Genomic DNA, 14,757 nt, shown 5'->3' with positions numbered 1-14,757 from the left:
TCACGAAGACGTGGCGGCCGGTGCGCGGGTGCGCGGTATCTGCTCGACCAACACTGAACGGGCACGAGGGCTATGCTCGCCGCCAAATGCCGCCACGCACCGACCTCTTCTCCTTCCCGCGCCGGACGATGGCCGTTCTCGGGGCACTGTGGCTCGGCGCCGTGCCAGCGCTGGCGCTCGCCGCGCCGGACTGCCTCGACACCGCCACACGGATCCCGCCGCCCTCGCGCGCGCTCGCCATGGCCACCTTCGCCATGCAGGAGCACGAGGCCCTCGGCGGCCAGGCGATGGATGCCGAAGGCCGCATGACCGAGGCCGGCGACTCCGAAGCGGAGGACACGCGCCGCACCGTGCCTGGTCTTGCACCCTGGCAGCGTGTGCTGGGCTACTGGAAGGCAGTCGATCCGCGCCTGCCCTCGCAGGTGCGCTTCGGCGCCCTGCGCCCGGCCGACCGCCATCTGCTGATGCAGGCGCTGAACGAGGCGACGGCCGGGCGCCTTCAGGGCATGGGCGTGGGCCCCGACGAGGGGCTGGATTCAGCGGAGCTGCGCGCCGCGCAGGCCGCGTTGGCAAGGGTCGCGGTGATCGACACGCCCTGGTCGGCAGCCTTCATCAGCTGGCTGGCGCGTCAGGCAGGGCTCACGGACGAGGAATTCGTGTTCTCCGAAGCGCATGCCGACTACGCGGGAGCCGCGTGGCAGGCCGGCATCGATGAAGCTTCGGGCCGCGGTACGCGTCATGCGCTGCGGGCCTGCGACCTCAGGCGCACGCCGCCGCGCGTCGGAGACCTGGTCTGCCAGGCGCGTGGAACCGGCGCCGGGCTGGACACCTTCGACAAGATCGGCGAAGTGCTGGCCGCGCGGGACACCGGCGGCGAGCCGCTGCCCATGCATTGCGACGTGGTGGTGGCGGTGGATGCCACGGGCTTCGACACCGTGGGCGGCAACGTGCTGCAGTCGGTCACGCGGCGCCGGCTCGATTTCGCGCCGGGCACGCGCCGGCTGGACCCGAGCTACCTGCCCGAAGGGTGCGTACCGGGCACGGCGGGCGTGCCCGGGTGCATCGACCGCCACATGAGCCGGCAGCCCTGGTCGCTGCTGCTGCAGTGGCGCTGAAGAGGCCGGCGGCGGTTACTTGTAGTACGCCTCGACGGTGCCCTTGAGCTTGATCAGCAGCGGCTTGCCCTTGCGGTCGAGCGTCTTGCCGGCGGGCACCTTGATCCAGCCTTCGCTGATGCAGTATTCCTCGACGTCGAGGCGGTCCTTGCCGTTGAAGCGGATGCCGATGTCGTGCTCGAAGGCGGCCGCCACGTGGTGCGGGCTGCGCGGGTCGATGGAAAGATGGTCGGGAAGAGGTGGGCGGGAGGTGGCTTCTGTCATGGCGCGTGATGATAGGGGCTCCCGGATCGGGTTCCCCTTTTGGCGCCTACCGGCGCTTGCGGGTCCGTCGGGCCGGCGGCTTGGGGCCGAAGCCCAGCGCGGCGCGTGCCAGCGCGTCGGCCTCGCCGTTGCGATGGCGCGGAATCCATTGCAGGCGCACGTCGTCGAAGCTGCCGAGCAGCACGCGGGCCTCGTCGAACAGGGCGGCCAGCCGGACGATGGGCGCCACCGGCTCCGGGCCTGCCGCGCCGAGTTGCTCGACCAGGATGCTGTTGTCGCTGTAGGCCCGCACAGCGGTGGCGCCGCGCTCGCGCAGGTCACGCAGCGCGAGGGTCAGCGCCAGCAGCTCGGCTTCGTTGTTGCAGCCCGTGGTGTGCGTGGCCTGCGACAGCGTGTGGCGGCTGCCGTCGGGCGCGGTGATGACTGCGCCGATGCCCATGCGGCCCGGATTGGGCATGGCGCTGCCGTCGCAATAGATGGTCCACGGCAGGTTGCCGCAACCCTGTTCTTCTCCCACGCTCATCCGGACTTCAGCAGTTGCTGCGCTTGATGCCCGCTAGGTTCTGGCAGGGCCGCTGGCCCGGCGGCGGACCGGAGTCGTGCGCATGCGGCGGCCGCGGCCTGCGGATGGGACGCACGCCGTCGTAGTACGGATCGGGGCTCAGGATCACCACGCCCGGTGGCTCGGCCGCGGCCTGCGGCTGGCTCTCGGCCGGGTAGCGCGGAATGATGGCCGGGCCCGGGGGCGGATTGCTGGCCACCTGGCTAGGCGGCACGACCGGCGGCGCCGACGAGGTCTGCGGCGGCGTGTAGTCGCGGCGTGCCGGGTCGGGCGGCGGCGATTCGAGGATGGGCACCTGCCGCGACTGCTTGCTGCCCGGCGGGCAAGCGACATTGGTGTACGAGATGGCTCCGCTGGCATCGGTGCAGCGCACCACCTCGGCCGCATGCGCGCCGAGCGCCGCAGCGGAGATCGCGAGGAAGGCAGCCAGTGCGCGCATCGATGTGTTTCCGGCAGGGTTCTTCGGTCAGGTCAGGTACCGGGAACGGCTCCCGATGGCGCCCACTTTAGCCGTTGCGTGCCGGTTGCGCACCTGCGGCATGATCGCGGGATGGACATTCCCCGACCGCATCCCCTCGTCATCGTCAAACTGGGAAGTACTTTCGAAGCCCTGCGCGCGCGGCAGGGCGGCGACTTCGAACACTGGATCGCCGACGGGCTCGGCGCGCACGCGCTGCCCCTGCTGGTGATCGATCCGCGACGCGGCGACGCCCTGCCCGACCCGGCCGGGGTTTCGGGCGTGGTGGTGACCGGCTCTCATGCGATGGTGTCGCACCGCGAGCCCTGGAGCGAGGCCACGGCCGCGTGGCTCGCGAAGCTGGTCGCGCGCGATACGCCCGTGCTGGGCATCTGCTACGGCCACCAGCTGCTGGCGCACGCACTGGGCGGCGAGGCCGGCGATCATCCGCAGGGCGCGGAAGTCGGCACGGTGACAGTCACGCTCGGCGAGGCCGCCGCCACCGATCCGCTGCTGCAGGGCCTGCCCGCGCAGTTCCCGGCACATGCGGTGCACTGGCAGAGCGCGCTGCGCCTGCCCGAAGGCGCGGTGCTGCTGGCCGGCAACGAGCACGAGCCGGTGCACGCCTTCCGCGCGGGCAGGAACGCCTGGGGCGTGCAGTTCCATCCGGAGTTCGACGCGGACGCCATGCGCGGCTACATCGAGATGCTGGCCGGCGAGCTGGCCTCGATGGGCGCCGATGCGGCCGCGATGCGCGAGCGCGTGGTCGACACCGGCGCGGCCGCCAGCCTGCTCGGGCGTTTCGCGCGGATCGTCGAGGCGCACCAAGGCGCCTGAGCGCCCATCCCATCCCACCCCACCCACCCATCCCACCCGGCCTGTCCGACGGCGGCTTTCGCGCGTCGGACCGCGACTACAGGCTACGCTCGCCGCTTCGGTTAAGGTGCGGTCCATCGGCCGCCCGCCGGTTCCTTTTTCTTCCCCTTCATGACCACCCCCTCCCCTGTGCCGGCCCGCAAGCATTTCTCGATGATCCGGGAGTTCCACCTCGCCGACGTGTTCACGCTCGGCAACGCGGCGTGCGGCGTGGGCGCGGTCTTCCTGGCGATGGCCTTCATGGCGAGCCATTCGCTCGCGCAGTTCATGTGGGCCGCCGCGCTCGCGCCCACGGCCTTCGTGTTCGACGTGCTCGACGGCCGCATCGCGCGCTGGCGGCAGACACAGTCGGCCCTCGGGCGCGAACTCGACTCGCTGGCCGATGTGATCTCCTTCGGCGTGGCGCCCGCCGCACTTGGCTTCGCGGCCGGGCTGAACGGCGGCTGGGACTGCGCCATCCTGGTCTATTTCGTCTGCTGCGGCGTGAGCCGGCTCGCGCGCTTCAACGTGACGGCCGAGGCGCTCTCGGCAGGCTCGGACAAGGTGAAGTATTTCGAGGGCACGCCCATCCCGACCAGCGTGGTGCTGGTGGGCGTGCTGGCGTACGCCGCGTGGCAGGGCCGCATCGGCGCCGACGTGTGGGGCGGCGCCTGGGTCTTGGGGCCCTGGCAGCTGCATCCGCTGGCGCTGCTGTTCGCGCTCTCGGGCACGCTCATGATCAGCAAGACGCTGCGCATCCCGAAGTTCTGACCCATCGCCGATCAAGGCCACAGGAGACACGCCCATGACCAAGCTGTATTTCGACCCGCACAGCCGAGCCCAGGTCGCGAAATGGATGCTCGACGAAGCCGGCGTCGACTACGAGATCGTGCCCACCCTCATCAGGGAGAAGGCGCACAAGACGCCCGAGTTCCTGAAGATCAACCCGGCGGGCAAGCTGCCCGCGCTGGTCGACGGCCGCACGCGCATCTTCGAGAACGCGGCCATCTGCATGTACGTGGCGGAGAAGTTTCCCGGCAAGCGGCTGGCGCCGCCCGTGGGTTCGCCCGAGCGTGGCCGCTACCTGTCGCTGATGGTCTATTCGACCTCGCAGCTCGAGCCCGCGATGGGCGACGCCATCATGAAGATCCGCAGCAACAACAGCGCGCGCGGCTGGACCAATTTCGAGGCTGCCAAGGACGCGGTCGAACGCGAACTTGGCGACGGCCCCTACCTCTTCGGGGCGCAGTTCACGGCCGCCGACGTGATGATCGGCTCGATGTTCATCTGGCACCGCGCATTCGGCGGCCGCTCGAACCGCCCGAAGATCGATGCGTACATCCACCGGCTGCAGGCCCGCCCCAAGGGCATGAAGTTCGGCTGAACACGGCGCGGCGTGCCGCGCTGGTGACAACGCGCGGCGAAGGCACGCTCTTTAATCGGCTTGCTTGTTCCCCTCCAAGAAAGAAGAGAGACGCCCGCATGACATCCAAGAACGCCACGCCCTCCCGGTTTCCGCTCACGGCCCTTTCGCTGGGCCTTGCCGCCCTGCTCGCCGCCTGCGCGAGCGCGCCGCCGCCCGGCGGGCGAAGCGTGACCATCGAGCGCACCACCTTCGGCATCGCGCACATCACGGCGCCGGACTACGAGGGCCTGGCGTACGGCAGCGCCTATGCGCATGCGCAGGACAACGTGTGCCAGACGGCCGAGCACCTGCTCACGCTGCGCGGCGAGCGCTCGCAGTTCCTCGGCGCGCAGAACACCGGCGAGCTGGGCCTGGGCCGCGCGCCGAACGCGCAGATCGACCTGTTCATCCGCTATCACATGGACGACGCGGCGCTGGCACGCGCGGGCGCCACCACCAGCCCCGAAGTGCAGGCCGCGCTGCGCGGCTACGTGGCCGGCTACAACCGCTACCTGCAGGACGTGGGGCCGAATGGCTTGCCCGAAGCCTGCCGCGGCAAGCCCTGGGTGAGGCCGATGACCGCCTCCGACCTGGCGCGCGCCACCGAGATGTCGATGATCCAGGGCGGCCTGGGCGCGCTGGCCGGCGCCGTGCTGGCCGCCGTGCCGCCCGCGCCCGGCGCGAAGACCGGCGCCGCGCCCGTCGAACTGAAGGAAGCCGTCGCCGAGATCGGCCGCCACAGCTTCAACGCCAACCCCGAGGGCGGCGAGCTCGGCTCCAACGGCTGGGCCTTCGGCCGCAACGCCACGCCGGACGGCCGGGGCCTGCTGCTGGGCAACCCCCACTTCCCGTGGAACGGCACCAACCGCTTCTGGGAAATGCACCTGACCATTCCCGGCAAGCTCGACGTGATGGGCGCCACCGGCGGGCTGAGCCCCGTGGTGGCGATCGGCTTCAACAAGGACGTGGCCTGGACCCACACCGTCTCGACCGGCAAGCGCTTCACCCTGTACGAGTTGAAGCTCGATCCCGCCGACCCGACCGTGTACCTGGTCGACGGCCAGCCGCGGAAGATGCTCGCGCGCACCGTGACGCTGCCGGCCGCGGCAGCGGGGGGCAACGCGCCTGCGGTGCAGCACACCTTCTATTCGACCGAGTGGGGCCCGGTGATCTCTCTGCCGCGCGCCGGCCTCGGCTGGACCGCGCAGAGGGCGTATGCCATCCGCGACGCCAACACGCTCAACGTGCGCTCCGCCGAGGCCTGGATGAAGATGGCGCAGGCCCGCAACGTGGCCGAACTGCGTGCCGCCATGGGCAACCAGGGCATGCCATGGATCAACACCATCGCGACGGACCGTGACGGCAACGCGATGTATGCCGATCTTTCGGTGGTGCCCGACGTGTCGGCCGACATGCTGAAGAGCTGCGCGCCCTCGCCCGCCGCCGCGGCGCTGCTGAACGCGGCCGGGCTGGCGGTGCTCGACGGCTCGCGCGCCGCCTGCGCATGGAATCGCGACAGCACGGCCGCCTCGCCCGGCATCATCGCGCCGGCGCGCATGCCGGTGCTCGTCACGCCGGACTACGTGCAGAACAGCAACGACAGCTTCTGGCTCAGCAACCCCGACATCGCGCCGATGGCGGGCATTTCGCCGCTGGTGGGCCCCGTCGGCGTGCCGCAGCGGCTGCGCACGCGCAGCGGCATCATGGAAATCCGCGGCCGGCTGGCGGGCACCGACGGCCTGCCCGGCAACCGCATGGGCGCGGCCGAGCTGCGCAGCGTGATCTTCCGCGACCGCAACCTCGCCGGCATGCTGGTGATGGACGACCTGCAGGCCGCCTGCCGCGCCGCCGGCGGCTCGCTCGGCACCGACCAGGCGCTGGGCTGCCGCGTGCTCTCGGCCTGGGACCGCACCAGCAATGCCGACTCGAAGGGCGCGCCGCTCTTTCGCGAGTTCTGGCGCAAGGCCAAGGACATCCCGAAGGTCTGGCGCGTGCCCTTCGACCCCGCGCAGCCGGTGGCGACGCCGGGGGGGCTCGACATGGCCACGCCGGCCACGCGCGAGGCCGTGTTCAAGGCGCTGGGCGACGCGGTCGGCATCCTGCGCACCGCCGGCTTCGCGGCCGACGTGCCGCTGGGCGTGCCGCAGTCGCGCCTGGTGCGCGGCCAGAAGATCGCGCTGCACGGCGGCGACGAGTTCGAGGGCGTGCTCAACAAGCTGGAGTCGCAGGGCCAGTCGCTGATCGACCCGAAGGGCTACAACATCAACTACGGCAGCAGCTACATGCAGGTCGTGAGCTTCGACGCCAACGGCCCCGTCGCCCAGGGCCTGCTGACCTACGGCCAGAGCAGCGACCCCGCCTCGCCGCGCGCCTACGACCAGCTGCCGCTGTTCGCCGCCAAGCAGTGGCACCCGCTGCCCTTCCATCGCGCCGACGTGCAGGCGCAGCGGGTGGGCGCGCCGCTGCAGCTCGCGTACTGATCGACAACGCTTCCTCTCATCCATGTCATTGCAGACCGCTCCCACCCACACCAGGCCCAGCGGGCTCGACCAGCTGATCCGCATCGCGGCGGACCAGCCGCTCTCGCCCGACTGCGACCATTTCTATTTCCTGCGCCACGGGCAGACCGGCCGCAACGCGCTGCGCATCTTCCAGGCGGTGGACGAGCCGCTGAGCGAACTCGGCCTGCAGCAGGCCGCGCGCGCCGCCACGCTGCTGGCGGGCGAGCCGATCCGCACGGTGGTTTGCAGCGACGCGCGGCGCGCGAACGACACGGCCTATGCAGTAGCCACCGCGCTCAAGCTGGTGCCGGCCGCGCAGGCCACGCTGCGCGAGCGCAACTTCGGCGCGCTCATCGGCACCTCGTCCGCCAACATCGACTGGGCCTGCGAGCCCGAGGGCGGCGAGACGCTCTCGCAGTTCGTCTCGCGCACGCGAGAGGCCATCGACACCGCCCTGCGGCTGCCCGCCCCGGTGCTGGTGGTCGCGCACGGCGGAACGCTCTACGCACTGGCCGCCCTGCTGGGCGTGCCGGTCGACCTCGGCCTGCTCGGCAACGCCCAGCCCTTGCGTTTCGAGCGCCGCGGCCCCACATGGGCCGTGACGCCGCTGCTGCGGCACGCCGACGGCGACGCGGCCCTGGCCTAGCTGCCGGGGACATTCCCCACCCTCGATGCCGTCCACCCAACGAAGCACCACGCACCATGGAATTCAAGGACTACTACAGCGCACTGGGCATCGACCGTACCGCGTCCGACGACGAGGTGCGCAAGGCCTACCGCAAGCTCGCCCGCAAGTACCACCCCGACGTCAGCACCGAGGCCGATGCCGAGCAGCGCATGCGCGACATCAACGAGGCCAAGGACGTACTGGGCGACAAGGAAAAGCGCGCCGCCTATGACGCGCTGGCCGACCGCGTCGCGCGCGGCGGCAGCCCCGAGGGCGACTTCCGTCCGCCGCCGGGCTGGGACGAAGGTTTCGAGTTCCATCGAGGCCCGCGCCAGGGCCCGGCCGACCATGCCGACTTCAGCGACTTCTTCTCGTCGCTCTTCGGCGAGGCCGAGCGCCGCGGCGCCGCGCGGCAGAACTTCCGCGCGCGCGGCGAAGACCACCATGCGGCCATCGAGATCACGCTGGAAGACGCGCTCAGCGGCGCCGAACGCGAGATCACGCTGCGCGCGCAGACCATCGACGCGCAGGGCCATCCGCAGTGGACCAATCGCACGCTGAGCGTGAAGATTCCCCCGGGCGTGCATCCGGGCCAGTTCATCCGCCTTGCCGGCCAGGGCATGCCCGGCCACGGCGGCGAGCCCGCGGGCGACCTGTACCTCGAAGTGCGCATCGCGCCGCACAAGCTCTACCGCGTGGAAGAGCGCGACCTGTACATGACGCTGCCCGTCACGCCCACCGAGGCCGCGCTGGGCGCACAGGTGCAGGTGCCGACGCCGACCGGCGGCGTGGTCGAGGTGACCGTGCCGCGCAACGCGCGCAGCGGCCTGAAGCTGCGCCTGAAGGGCCGCGGGCTCGCGGGCAAGACGCCGGGCGACCTGTACCTTCTGCTCGACATCGCGCTGCCGCCCGTTGACGGCGACGAGGCCCGCAAGGCCTACGAGCAACTGGCGCAGGCCACCTCTTCCTTCCACCCACGCCAGCATCTGGGAGTCTGAGCATGGTGAATTTCACTCTCACGAGCACCACCGCCATCAGTGCCTCGCAGCCGCTCGCCGCGAGCGAACTGGCGCATGCCGTCGGCGCGGATACCGCCTGGATCGTGCAGCTGGTCGAAGTCGGCATCCTGCGCATCGAAACCGCCGAGGCGCCGCCAGAGCGCTGGGAGTTCTCGAGCACCGACCTGCAATGCGCGCTCGAGGCACGCAGGCTGGAGCGCGACTTCGGCGTGAATCTCGACGCAGCGGCGCTGATCCTCGACCTGCAGCACGAGGTGCGGAGGCTCAAGGCAGCGCTGCACGCGCACGGCCTCCGATAGGAGCCCGTGGGCGAGCGCATCGCCCCTCCTACCCTCAGGGGAAAGCGGCCGTCCCTTGACCTTGACACCATGCGAAGCCGAAGACTGCGGGCCTCTCAACAGGAAGGAGCTCGCATGAACCCTCGCACCCCTGGCACGCCACAGCCCGCACCGGCAACGAGGCAGTCCGGCCGCCGATTCGGAATGGAAGAGGCCATGGCCCGCGCCGGCGTCTCCGAGCGGCTGCTGCGCCAGTGCGAAGCCCGCGGCCTCATTCAGGGCACCGTCGGCCGCGGATTCACCCGCGAGCACGTCGACGTGCTGCGCTTCGTGCGCAGGGCGCACGCGCTGGGCTTCGGCATGAGCGACATCGCAAGGCTGCTCGCGCTCAGGCAGGACGAGCACCGCATGAGCGCCGAGGTGAAACTCATCGCGCTGACGCGCACCGAGGAACTCGAATCGCAGATCGAGGAACTGCAGGCCACGAAGCGCGTGCTGGAGCGCCTCGCCGGCCTGTGCCTGGGCAATCATCAACCCGCCTGTCCCATCCTCGACGAACTGCTGGAGCTCAGGGGCTTCGCCTCCCAGCCGGTTGGCGCTACTGCATCTGCTTCAGATTGCCGATGCGCACCAGCATCTCGGTGAACATCTGCAGGTCGGCGTCGAGGTCGGGCACTTCCTTGTACTCCTTGGCGTTGTGCGCCGTGTACTTCTTGCCAGGCATCGCGGGGCCGAAGTTGATGGCGTTGGGCATCAGCTTCGCGGTGGTGCTGCCGGCCGTGGGCACGGGCCTGGCCTCGAGGCCGGTGGTGTCGCCATAGATGTTCAGCAGCGTGGACAGCCATGCGCCCTTCGGGTCTCGCGCCATCCAGTTGCCTTGCTCGTAGGTGACTTCGAGCTTCACGTTGTTCGCGTTGGCCCACGCATCGATCTTCTGCGTGACTTGCGCCTTGAGTTCTTCGGGCGTACGGCCGCGAGGCATGCGCGCATTGACCGTGACTTCGAGCCTGCCATCGCTGCCCATGCGCACGAGGTTGGGCGAGAAGGTCAGCGGCCCCATGAAGTCGTCGGCATAGCCCAGGCCCATCTTCTCGCCGAGGTAGCCGGTGCCGTAGAGCGCGTCGATGTACTTCACGGCTTTCAGGTAGTGATTGGGCGCGAGCGGCACGCCGGATTCCTGCAGGAACAGCGCGAGGCGAGGCAGCGGGTTCACGCCCTCCTCGGGCCGCGAGCCATGGGCGGAAACGCCCGTCACCTTCAGCTCGATGCCGTCGGCGCCGCGCGCGATGTCGATGGAGAACTTGCCGCCCTGCCCTTCGTACTTCTGCAGGAAGGCCGGCTTCGCGGCCTCGAGTTTCGCGAGCGCAGCGGCCTGGTCGCCGCCCTTGAGCACGGCCGTCGCCGTCTGCGAGATCGCGTTGGCCGATGCGGCGGCGCTCATGGCTGTGATCGCCGTCGATGCGCCATCGGCAGTTTCCGCCGGGAAAAACACCTTCAGCGCGCCCGAGCCCTTCTCGGCCACCACCGCCGGGTACTTGCTGTCGAGCACGATGTTGTAGGCCGGCAGCTGCGTCTTGGTGCGGTAGTACTGCATCGCGTCGCCGCCGGTTTCCTCGGTGGTCTCGATCATCAGGCGGATGCTGCGCTTGATGGGCAGGCCGCTTTCCTTCACCGTCTTCATCGCATAGAGCACCGCCGCGATGGAGCCCTTGTCGTCGATGGTGCCCCGGCCGTAGAGGAAGTCGCCCACGCGCGTCATCTTGAACGGATCGAGCCGCGTGCCGTCGTCGAGCACCCATTCGGACAGCACAGCCGGCACCACGTCGGAGTGAGTGAGGATGCCGAACTCTTCGGAGCCCGTGCCCTTGAGGCTGACTTCGAAGATGCGGTTGTTGACGTTGCGGTAGGCCAGGCCGAAATCGCCCGCCATCTTCTGCACGAGCTGGCCGAACTCGATGATCGGCGCACTTTCGTGGGGCGGAACCTGCACGTTGCGCACCGTCGGGATCGCCACCATGGTGCCGATGCTCGCGATCACGGCCTGCTGGTTCTTCAGGCGGTTGTAGAGGCCGAGCAGGCGCGCGATGTTGACGAGGTCGTCGCCGGCCAGCGGCGCCTTTTTGCGGTAGGCGGCCCCTCCCGGCTTGAGTTCCGGGTTGGTCTTCTCGGCCTGCGCCAGGAACGCGTTGAAGTCGGCGGGCGGCTTGCCAGCCTGCCAGGCGGCGGCGAGCTGATCGAGCTGGGGCTTCCTGATCGTTTCCGCATGCGCCAGAGAGCCGAGCGCGAGCGCAAGGCCCAGCGAAAGCGCCGACAATGAAAATCGAGATTGCTGCATCAGGGTCTCCCCCTCATTCTGAAAACATCCCGCGACGATAGCCGAGCGAAGAATCGAAAGAACAATGAGCAACAGCACCGACAAGATCCGCTGCGCCTGGGCCCAGACCGACCCGCTGCTGATGGCCTATCACGACGCCGAATGGGGCGTGCCCGAGCGAGACAGCCGCGCGCTGTGGGAAAAGCTCATGCTCGACGGCTTCCAGGCCGGACTCTCGTGGCTCACCATCCTGCGAAAGCGCGATGCCTTCCGCAAGGCCTTCAAGGGCTTCGTCCCCGAGAAGATCGTCAAATTCACCGAGGCCGACGTCGAGCGGCTGCTGCAGGATCCGGGCATCGTGCGCTCTCGCTCGAAGATCGAGGCCACCATCGGCAACGCGCGCGCCTACCTCGCGATGCAGGCCAAGGGCGAGGACTTCTCGGAATTCATCTGGGGCATGGCAGGCGGCAAGCCCGTCGTGAACCGCACGGGCAGCGTGCCGGTGAAGACGCCGCTGTCCGAAGACATCTCGGCTGCGCTGAAGAAGCGCGGCTTCAAGTTCGTGGGGCCGGTGATCGTCTATGCGTGGATGCAGGCCACGGGCATCGTGGACGACCATGCGCACGATTGCCACCGGCATGGGACGAAGCACGGACGCGGCAGGGCCCAATGAAAAAACCGGACGCTGCTTTCGCAGGTCCGGTTTCTCCTGATGTGTGACTTGTGATTCGATGAAGCGGCTTGCGCCGCTTTCGAATTACAGGCCGGCTTGGCGCGTGAAGGTCAGGCCCTTGGCTTGCGCGGGGATCACGCTGCCGGCGAAGGTTTCGGGACGCAGGTTCTGGCCCGGAGCGTGTGCGGCGGCGACGGCCTGGCTACGGACGGCGGCGCGGTCCACCGAAGCGGTCAGAGCGGGCGTTGCGGTCGAAGCGGCGCCTTCGCTGTCGTTGTAGGCGTTGCCGGCACGGGCGGCTGCCACGGCCTGGGGCGCCACGTCGGCGCGGCTGTAGCCGGAAGTCAGGGGCTGGACGCCTTCGTAGGTTTCTGCGTGGGCGCCAGCGGCGGCGAGCAGGGACAGAGCGGCGGCGGCGAGGATGTTCGAGGTCTTCATTTCAATTCCTTCTTCATTGGGCTTTTCGGTGCCGCAAGTGTGCACCAGGATTACTAGGGCAAACCCTATGAAGAATGAACCGCAGTGTTCACGAAATTGAAACAATAGCCAGGAACTTTCTGACAACGCTAATCCAAGTGCTCTTTGCGCCGTCGAGAACGTGGGCAGTTTGCATACTTTGTCTCTAGACCGTCAAGCGGAACCTGGCAGCCTGGCTCGGCCTTTCAGCAAAAGGTGCTAAGGCAGCCTCGCCCCTCACCGCGCCTTTCAACAAGCTCTTGCAGGTTGCATGCCAACCGGTGCGCCTGTTCCGGAGCGCTTCGCCCGATCAGTCCTCCTTCATGCCGGTCGCCTTGACCACGCTGCCGAGCCGCGCACGCTCCTCGTCGACGAACTTGGCAAAGCTCGCGCGGGTGCCACCGACGGGCTCGATGCCCATGTCCTTCAGGCGCTTCGCGATCTCGGGCGACTTCATTGCGGCGTCGACTGCCGCGGCCATCTTGTCCATGATCGCGTCGGGCGTGCCGCGCGGCGCGTGCACGCCGGCCCAGTGCGCGATGCGGATCTCGGGGAAGCCCTCCTCCGCCGCAGTCGGCAGTTCAGGGTAGGCCGAAATGCGTTGCGTCCACGTGCCCGCCAGCGCCTTGAGCTTGCCGCTCTTCACGTAGGGCAGCACCACGATGCTGGCCTCGGAAGTCGCCTCGACCTGGCTGCCGAGCACCGCGGTGATCGACTCCGAGCCGCTCTTGTAGGGCACCACGTCCAGCTTGCCGCCGTATTTCGTCTGCAGGATGCCCTCGACGAAATGCGGCGTGCTGCCCGTGCCGGCGGTGGCCCAGTGGAAGCCGTTGCCCGACTTCTTCGACGCGGCGACGAACTCCTTCAGGTCCTTGTACGGCGCATCGGCCGGCACCACCACCACCGAAGGCGCCAGCCCGATCATGGCCACCGGCACCAGCGCCTCGTCCTTGTACGGCATGCTCTTCTTGATCATGCTGTTCGACACCACGCCGGCCGCGCTCACCAGGAAGGTGTAACCGTCGGGCGCGCTCTTGGCGACCACGTCGGCGCCGAGGACCGCGCCCGCGCCGGGCTTGTTGTCGACGATCACCGGTTGCCCCAACTGCTTCGACGCGCCTTCGGCCGCCGCGCGTGCCATCAGGTCGTTGGCGCCGCCTGCGGAAAAGGGAACGACCAGCCTGATCGGCTTGGTTGGCCAGGCCTGCGCGGCGGCGCCTTGGGCGAGGACGGACACGGCCAGCCCGGCGGCGAGCGATGCGATGCGGTTGGAAAGCATGGGAAGTCTCCTGCGTGTTGTGAGTCGTTGTCAGGTACAGCGCCCATTGCACGCTCCTGGGTCGGCTTTGACCTCGGTATTTCTCCCAGAGGCCTGCCGGTCAGGAACGCGGCCATGCGCGGATCAGCGTGCGCAGCGCCACGCCGCCGCTGCCCTTGACCTCGGCGCGATAGGTGCCCACCAGCGCCTCGCGCTCGGCGGCGGCCTGCGGATCGTTGCGCCATGCGAGCAGCGCGGCCACGTCGGTATCGGGCAGCGCGGCGAGCAGCGCCTGCGTCACCTGCCTCTCGAATTCGCGCGCCACGAGCATCAGGTTGCGCGGGCGGGTCGAGGTCACGCCGCGCGACCAGAGCGTGTCGAGGGCCATGTCGAGCGTGCGGTCGGGCAGCGAACTGAACTGGCCGCCATTGCCGCGCGCGAGTTGCTTGACGACGGCGCTCATCAGCAACTGGCTGGAGAAGTCGATCTCGCGCACCTCGGCCACAGCCATGCGCTCCAGCAGTTCCGCGCGCGCGGGGTCCACGGGCTTGGCACGCTCGCGGTTGAAGAACTCCGCCTTGCCGGCATCGCTCATCGCCGCGTAGTCGGTGCGCAGCTTCACGAAGCGCGACACGGCGGCGAGCAATTGCGGGTTGGGTGCCGCACCACCGTTACCGGCCGATGCAACTTCCTGCTGGATGGCGGACACCGAGGCCTTCGTGTCGAAGGCGCGCGTCGCCGCCGTGTCCAGCGCCTTGAGTGCCTTGTCGGCGATGGCCTGGTCGTCGGGGTCCAGCAGCTCTCTCGCACCACGCGAGACGGCGCCAGGCCCGTAGGAGGCCTGGTAGCGCTGCTGCACGCCTTCGAACTGCAGCAGCGCTTCCGCACGGCTCTGCGCCCAGCCCATCAAGGGGGTCGGGAGCAAGAGAAGCA

17 protein-coding genes are annotated in these 14,757 nt (G+C 69.2%); 10 read left to right on the top strand and 7 right to left on the bottom strand.

Features of this window, described 5'->3' with window-relative positions:
• The first annotated feature begins 86 nt into the window (after positions 1–86).
• The gene (locus ACAM57_RS12105) at positions 87–1,115 is read left to right on the top strand and encodes a DUF2272 domain-containing protein (protein ID WP_369661807.1); all 1,029 of its coding nucleotides are present in this window, start codon (positions 87–89) and stop codon (positions 1,113–1,115) included.
• A gap of 15 nt (positions 1,116–1,130) precedes the next feature.
• Here ACAM57_RS12105 and ACAM57_RS12100 read toward each other — a convergent pair whose 3' ends face one another.
• From ACAM57_RS12100 to ACAM57_RS12090, 3 genes are read right to left on the bottom strand one after another with little or no spacing between them, the layout of a single operon-like run.
• Positions 1,131–1,379 (bottom strand): DUF3297 family protein, encoded by a 249-nt coding sequence (locus tag ACAM57_RS12100; RefSeq protein WP_126021985.1) that lies wholly within the window; start codon positions 1,377–1,379, stop codon positions 1,131–1,133.
• A gap of 46 nt (positions 1,380–1,425) precedes the next feature.
• On the bottom strand, positions 1,426–1,902 hold the full coding sequence (locus ACAM57_RS12095; RefSeq protein ID WP_369661806.1) for a ribonuclease HI family protein: 477 nt from the start codon (positions 1,900–1,902) through the stop codon (positions 1,426–1,428).
• 7 nt (positions 1,903–1,909) lie between these two features.
• Positions 1,910–2,380, bottom strand: coding sequence for a hypothetical protein (locus ACAM57_RS12090; protein ID WP_369661805.1), 471 nt, complete (start codon positions 2,378–2,380; stop codon positions 1,910–1,912).
• Positions 2,381–2,491: 111 nt separating this feature from the next.
• Here ACAM57_RS12090 and ACAM57_RS12085 point away from each other — a divergent pair, with 111 nt between their 5' ends.
• The 8 genes from ACAM57_RS12085 (at position 2,492) to ACAM57_RS12050 (ending at position 9,768) form a co-directional block, all read left to right on the top strand.
• A complete protein-coding gene (locus tag ACAM57_RS12085) occupies positions 2,492–3,235 on the top strand; it encodes a glutamine amidotransferase (RefSeq protein ID WP_126021982.1) in 744 nt (247 codons plus the stop codon).
• Between the two features lie 150 nt (positions 3,236–3,385).
• Positions 3,386–4,024, top strand: a complete 639-nt coding sequence (locus tag ACAM57_RS12080) for a phosphatidylcholine/phosphatidylserine synthase (protein ID WP_369661804.1) — start codon at positions 3,386–3,388, stop codon at positions 4,022–4,024.
• A gap of 34 nt (positions 4,025–4,058) precedes the next feature.
• On the top strand, positions 4,059–4,637 hold the full coding sequence (locus ACAM57_RS12075) for a glutathione S-transferase family protein (protein ID WP_369661803.1): 579 nt from the start codon (positions 4,059–4,061) through the stop codon (positions 4,635–4,637).
• 98 nt (positions 4,638–4,735) lie between these two features.
• Positions 4,736–7,138, top strand: coding sequence for an acylase (locus ACAM57_RS12070; protein WP_369661802.1), 2,403 nt, complete (start codon positions 4,736–4,738; stop codon positions 7,136–7,138).
• A gap of 22 nt (positions 7,139–7,160) precedes the next feature.
• Complete coding sequence (locus tag ACAM57_RS12065; protein WP_126021978.1) at positions 7,161–7,805, top strand: histidine phosphatase family protein; 645 nt, start codon at positions 7,161–7,163, stop codon at positions 7,803–7,805.
• Positions 7,806–7,861: 56 nt separating this feature from the next.
• The gene (locus ACAM57_RS12060) at positions 7,862–8,824 is read left to right on the top strand and encodes a DnaJ C-terminal domain-containing protein (RefSeq protein WP_369661801.1); all 963 of its coding nucleotides are present in this window, start codon (positions 7,862–7,864) and stop codon (positions 8,822–8,824) included.
• Positions 8,825–8,826: 2 nt separating this feature from the next.
• Positions 8,827–9,144: a chaperone modulator CbpM gene (locus tag ACAM57_RS12055; RefSeq protein ID WP_369661800.1), complete on the top strand. Its 318-nt coding sequence runs from the start codon at positions 8,827–8,829 to the stop codon at positions 9,142–9,144.
• 114 nt (positions 9,145–9,258) lie between these two features.
• On the top strand, positions 9,259–9,768 hold the full coding sequence (locus ACAM57_RS12050) for a MerR family DNA-binding protein (protein WP_369661799.1): 510 nt from the start codon (positions 9,259–9,261) through the stop codon (positions 9,766–9,768).
• Here ACAM57_RS12050 and ACAM57_RS12045 read toward each other — a convergent pair.
• The gene (locus ACAM57_RS12045) at positions 9,722–11,458 is read right to left on the bottom strand and encodes a dipeptidase (protein ID WP_369661798.1); all 1,737 of its coding nucleotides are present in this window, start codon (positions 11,456–11,458) and stop codon (positions 9,722–9,724) included. The two genes, ACAM57_RS12050 and ACAM57_RS12045, sit on opposite strands and share 47 nt — an antisense overlap.
• 64 nt (positions 11,459–11,522) lie before the next feature.
• Here ACAM57_RS12045 and ACAM57_RS12040 point away from each other — a divergent pair, with 64 nt between their 5' ends.
• Positions 11,523–12,110 (top strand): DNA-3-methyladenine glycosylase I, encoded by a 588-nt coding sequence (locus ACAM57_RS12040; protein WP_369661797.1) that lies wholly within the window; start codon positions 11,523–11,525, stop codon positions 12,108–12,110.
• 84 nt (positions 12,111–12,194) lie between these two features.
• On the opposite strand, the gene ACAM57_RS12035 is transcribed toward ACAM57_RS12040, so the two are convergent.
• The 3 genes from ACAM57_RS12035 to ACAM57_RS12025 form a co-directional block, all read right to left on the bottom strand.
• Positions 12,195–12,548 (bottom strand): alpha/beta hydrolase, encoded by a 354-nt coding sequence (locus tag ACAM57_RS12035; protein WP_126021973.1) that lies wholly within the window; start codon positions 12,546–12,548, stop codon positions 12,195–12,197.
• 328 nt (positions 12,549–12,876) lie between these two features.
• Entirely contained in the window at positions 12,877–13,845 is a 969-nt protein-coding gene (locus tag ACAM57_RS12030) for a tripartite tricarboxylate transporter substrate binding protein (protein ID WP_126021972.1), read from the bottom strand.
• Between the two features lie 100 nt (positions 13,846–13,945).
• On the bottom strand, positions 13,946–14,749 hold the full coding sequence (locus ACAM57_RS12025) for a hypothetical protein (protein WP_369661796.1): 804 nt from the start codon (positions 14,747–14,749) through the stop codon (positions 13,946–13,948).
• Positions 14,750–14,757: the final 8 nt, after the last annotated feature.

Origin of the sequence: Variovorax sp. V15 (assembly GCF_041154425.1) — a bacterium.
GTDB lineage: Bacteria > Pseudomonadota > Gammaproteobacteria > Burkholderiales > Burkholderiaceae_C > Variovorax > Variovorax guangxiensis.
This window is presented reverse-complemented; position numbering and strand designations above follow the sequence as displayed.

What these genes read in the sequence shown, in the direction of transcription:
- ACAM57_RS12105 (WP_369661807.1), top strand. Translation starts at nt 87, where the DNA reads ATGCCGCCACGCACCGACCTCTTCTCCTTCCCGCGCCGGACGATGGCC.
- ACAM57_RS12100 (WP_126021985.1), bottom strand. Translation starts at nt 1,379, where the DNA reads ATGACAGAAGCCACCTCCCGCCCACCTCTTCCCGACCATCTTTCCATC.
- ACAM57_RS12095 (WP_369661806.1), bottom strand. Translation starts at nt 1,902, where the DNA reads ATGAGCGTGGGAGAAGAACAGGGTTGCGGCAACCTGCCGTGGACCATC.
- ACAM57_RS12090 (WP_369661805.1), bottom strand. Translation starts at nt 2,380, where the DNA reads ATGCGCGCACTGGCTGCCTTCCTCGCGATCTCCGCTGCGGCGCTCGGC.
- ACAM57_RS12085 (WP_126021982.1), top strand. Translation starts at nt 2,492, where the DNA reads ATGGACATTCCCCGACCGCATCCCCTCGTCATCGTCAAACTGGGAAGT.
- ACAM57_RS12080 (WP_369661804.1), top strand. Translation starts at nt 3,386, where the DNA reads ATGACCACCCCCTCCCCTGTGCCGGCCCGCAAGCATTTCTCGATGATC.
- ACAM57_RS12075 (WP_369661803.1), top strand. Translation starts at nt 4,059, where the DNA reads ATGACCAAGCTGTATTTCGACCCGCACAGCCGAGCCCAGGTCGCGAAA.
- ACAM57_RS12070 (WP_369661802.1), top strand. Translation starts at nt 4,736, where the DNA reads ATGACATCCAAGAACGCCACGCCCTCCCGGTTTCCGCTCACGGCCCTT.
- ACAM57_RS12065 (WP_126021978.1), top strand. Translation starts at nt 7,161, where the DNA reads ATGTCATTGCAGACCGCTCCCACCCACACCAGGCCCAGCGGGCTCGAC.
- ACAM57_RS12060 (WP_369661801.1), top strand. Translation starts at nt 7,862, where the DNA reads ATGGAATTCAAGGACTACTACAGCGCACTGGGCATCGACCGTACCGCG.
- ACAM57_RS12055 (WP_369661800.1), top strand. Translation starts at nt 8,827, where the DNA reads ATGGTGAATTTCACTCTCACGAGCACCACCGCCATCAGTGCCTCGCAG.
- ACAM57_RS12050 (WP_369661799.1), top strand. Translation starts at nt 9,259, where the DNA reads ATGAACCCTCGCACCCCTGGCACGCCACAGCCCGCACCGGCAACGAGG.
- ACAM57_RS12045 (WP_369661798.1), bottom strand. Translation starts at nt 11,458, where the DNA reads ATGCAGCAATCTCGATTTTCATTGTCGGCGCTTTCGCTGGGCCTTGCG.
- ACAM57_RS12040 (WP_369661797.1), top strand. Translation starts at nt 11,523, where the DNA reads ATGAGCAACAGCACCGACAAGATCCGCTGCGCCTGGGCCCAGACCGAC.
- ACAM57_RS12035 (WP_126021973.1), bottom strand. Translation starts at nt 12,548, where the DNA reads ATGAAGACCTCGAACATCCTCGCCGCCGCCGCTCTGTCCCTGCTCGCC.
- ACAM57_RS12030 (WP_126021972.1), bottom strand. Translation starts at nt 13,845, where the DNA reads ATGCTTTCCAACCGCATCGCATCGCTCGCCGCCGGGCTGGCCGTGTCC.